Here is a 3087-nt window from a genome sequence, read left to right on the forward strand (position 1 = left end):
GTTAGGGAGATATGTAAAGGTGTTGAATTAAAGTCAACCTCTACAGTTCATGCCCATTTAGAAAAGTTAGAGTCTAAGGGATATATAAGAAAAGATCCCACAAAACCAAGAGCTATAGAAATATTGGACAAAAATGATGACTTTTTACTTACTAAGAAAAGAACTGTAGATATTCCCATAGTTGGAAAAGTAACTGCTGGTGCCCCTATTCTAGCAGTCGAAAATATCGAAGATACTTATCCTGTACCTTTAGAACTTGTAGAAGGAAATGAAGTATTTATGTTGAAAATTAACGGTGAAAGCATGATAGATGCCGGCATATTAGATGGAGACTTAGTATTAATAAAAGAGCAATCTACTGCTATTAACGGCGATATTGTGGTTGCATTGTTAGATGATGAAGCTACAATAAAACGTTTTTTTAAAGAGGAAAATGCTATTAGATTGCAACCTGAAAATCAGTTTATGGACCCTATTTATTCTAAAAATGTACAAATATTAGGTAAGGCAATAGGTCTATTTAGAAATATTTAATAATATAAATTATATTCATTAGTTTTTATAATAAAAATGGCTCACTAATTTTAGTGGGCCATTTTTATTATAAATTTATTAGATTATTTATATAAAGATTATTCAAACTCATATAAACCCCAAGTTTACAATGTTCATATGTAAGCCCACCTTGATAATATGCAAAATACGGCTCCTTCATTGGACCATCTGCACTTAATTCGATTGAAGAGCCTTCTATAAACCCTCCCGCAGCCATTATAACTTCACTTTCATATCCTGGCATATCAGACGGTTCTGGACTTATATAAGAATCTACAGCTGAAGCTTCTTGTATACCTTTACAAAATTGTACAACTCTGTCTCCATTTAAAAGCTCTATAGCTTGTATTACATCACTTCTTTTATCATCCAAATCAGGTATGATCCTAAAACCTAATCCTTTATAAACAGCTCCCACTAAAAGTGCTCCTTTTACAGCCTCAGATACTACATGAGGTGCTAAAAATAATCCTTGTAGCGTAGTTCTAGTAGTTCCAAATGTCAAGCCTGTATCTTTTCCTAATCCCGGAGCAGTACTTCTATTAGAAATTGCTTCTACTAAATCTTTTTTTCCTACTATATATCCACCGGATAAAGCTAATCCTCCACCTGGGTTCTTTATTAATGATCCTGCCATTATATCAGCTCCCACTTCAGTAGGCTCTTTGACGTCTAAAAATTCACCATAACAATTATCAACCATTATAATTATATCTTTATTATAACTTTTAATTTTGGTAATAGCTTCTTTAATTTCATCAACTGTTAAAGCACGTCTATCACTATAACCAGTAGATCTTTGAATCATAATAATTTTAGTAGATTTATCTATGATATCTATAGCTTTTTCTATATCAATTTTATTATCTATAAGATCAATTTCTTTATAATTTATTCCAAACTCTAGTAATGAACCTTTCTCATTTCCAGTTATGCCTATAACAGTTTGGAGAGTATCATAAGGCGCCCCTGTAATGGATAAGAGTCCATCTCCAGGTCTTAAGATACCTGATAATGTTAATGAAAGGGCATGTGTCCCTGATGATATTGTAGGCCTAACTAAAGCATCCTCAGTCTTAAATATATTTGCATATATTTCTTCAACTTTTTCTCTTCCCACATCTCCATATCCATATCCTGTTGTCCAATAGAAGTCAGTAGAACTAAGTTTGCTCTTCTGCAAAGCATTTATAACTTTATATTGGTTAAATTCTTTAATTTTATCAATATCTGAAAATTTGTTTTTTATTATTTGTTCTTTCTCTCTTACATAATCAACTATTTTTTCGTCTATATTAAATTCTTCGTTTAATAAACCTTTTATTACCTCATCCACTCAAAATCACCCTTCTTTTATAAATTAAAATTCTAATATAACCTCTTCACTTGGTATTATGGTTGAAATTGCATGTTTATATATAAGTTGTTGTTTTTCTTCACTATTTAAAATAATAGTATAGTTATCAAAACCTCTAACTGTGCCTTTTATTTGATAACCATTGATGAGAAATATTGTGATCCTTATATTATTTTTTCTAGCTGAGTTTAAAAATGTATCCTGCAAATTAACTGGTTGTTTCATCTAATTCCTCCAATAGTTTATTTTAAATCTATTTTAATTTTTCTATTATATATTTTTTAGTAAAATTCTTAAGTGAATCAAAGTCTTCAAATTCATCTACATCTATCCATTTTATTCTATTATCTCTTCTAAACCAAGTGAGCTGTCTCTTAGCATAGTTTCTACTTTTTTGTTTAATTAAATCTATAGATTCTTCTAAAGTTGAATCCTTATTTAGATGCATAATTATTTCTTTATATCCAATTCCTTGCAATGCTACTGAATCAGGTTTATATCCCATTTCTAAAAGAAATTTTACTTCTTCTATAAGTCCATTTTCTATCATAGAGTCTACTCTTTTATTTATTTTATCATATAACTTACTTCTATCCATATTTAAACATATTATAGCTAAGTTATAATCTTTGTTTTCTTTTCGGAAATTTTTATTATATTCAGACATTGGCTTTTTAGTTATATCATATATTTCCAAAGCTCTTATAACTCTTTTTTTATCATTTATGTTGATTTTATTTGCACTTATAGGATCTATCTCCTCTAATAAATTATGAAGATACTTTAATCCTTTTTCCTTAGATATTTTATCATATTTATTTCTTATATTTTCATCATATACTACTTTAGTAAAATCCAAATCATATACTAATGAATTAATATAAAGTCCTGTTCCACCCACTACCATAGGTAATTTATTTTTTCTATTTATATCTGTTATTAAACTTTTAGCTTTTAATTTAAAATCTGAAACAGTAAAATCTTCATTAGGATAAAATATATCTAATAAATGGTGTGGTATTCCTTCCATTTTTAATGGAGATAATTTTGCAGTACCAATATTCATATATTTATATATCTGCATTGAATCAGACGATCTAATTTCACCATTTAAACTTTTAGCTAATTTTAAAGATAGGTTTGTTTTCCCGATACCTGTGGGTCCAGTTATTACA

General features: G+C 28.7%; 4 protein-coding genes. 1 reads left to right on the forward strand and 3 read right to left on the reverse strand.

Annotated features, from left to right (window positions below; genetic code table 11):
- A partial coding sequence (gene lexA, locus ACTHW2_RS03785) for a transcriptional repressor LexA (RefSeq protein WP_442262402.1) occupies positions 1–534 on the forward strand: 534 nt, incomplete at its 5' end.
- Between the two features lie 67 nt (positions 535–601).
- On the opposite strand, the gene ACTHW2_RS03790 is transcribed toward lexA, so the two are convergent.
- The 3 genes from ACTHW2_RS03790 to miaA all read right to left on the reverse strand — a co-directional run.
- Positions 602–1891: a methionine gamma-lyase family protein gene (locus ACTHW2_RS03790; RefSeq protein WP_442262403.1), complete on the reverse strand. Its 1290-nt coding sequence runs from the start codon at positions 1889–1891 to the stop codon at positions 602–604.
- A gap of 24 nt (positions 1892–1915) precedes the next feature.
- On the reverse strand, positions 1916–2137 hold the full coding sequence (gene hfq / locus ACTHW2_RS03795; RefSeq protein WP_442262404.1) for an RNA chaperone Hfq: 222 nt from the start codon (positions 2135–2137) through the stop codon (positions 1916–1918).
- A gap of 28 nt (positions 2138–2165) precedes the next feature.
- On the reverse strand, positions 2166–3087 hold a 922-nt coding region (gene miaA, locus ACTHW2_RS03800; protein WP_442262405.1), incomplete at its 5' end, for a tRNA (adenosine(37)-N6)-dimethylallyltransferase MiaA.

Source organism: Tissierella sp., from assembly GCF_052089545.1.
Classification (GTDB): Bacteria; Bacillota; Clostridia; order Tissierellales; family Tissierellaceae; genus Tissierella_A.

Coding starts and splice junctions, on each gene's coding strand:
- hfq (WP_442262404.1), bottom strand. CDS start 2,137: ATGAAACAACCAGTTAATTTGCAGGATACATTTTTAAACTCAGCTAGA.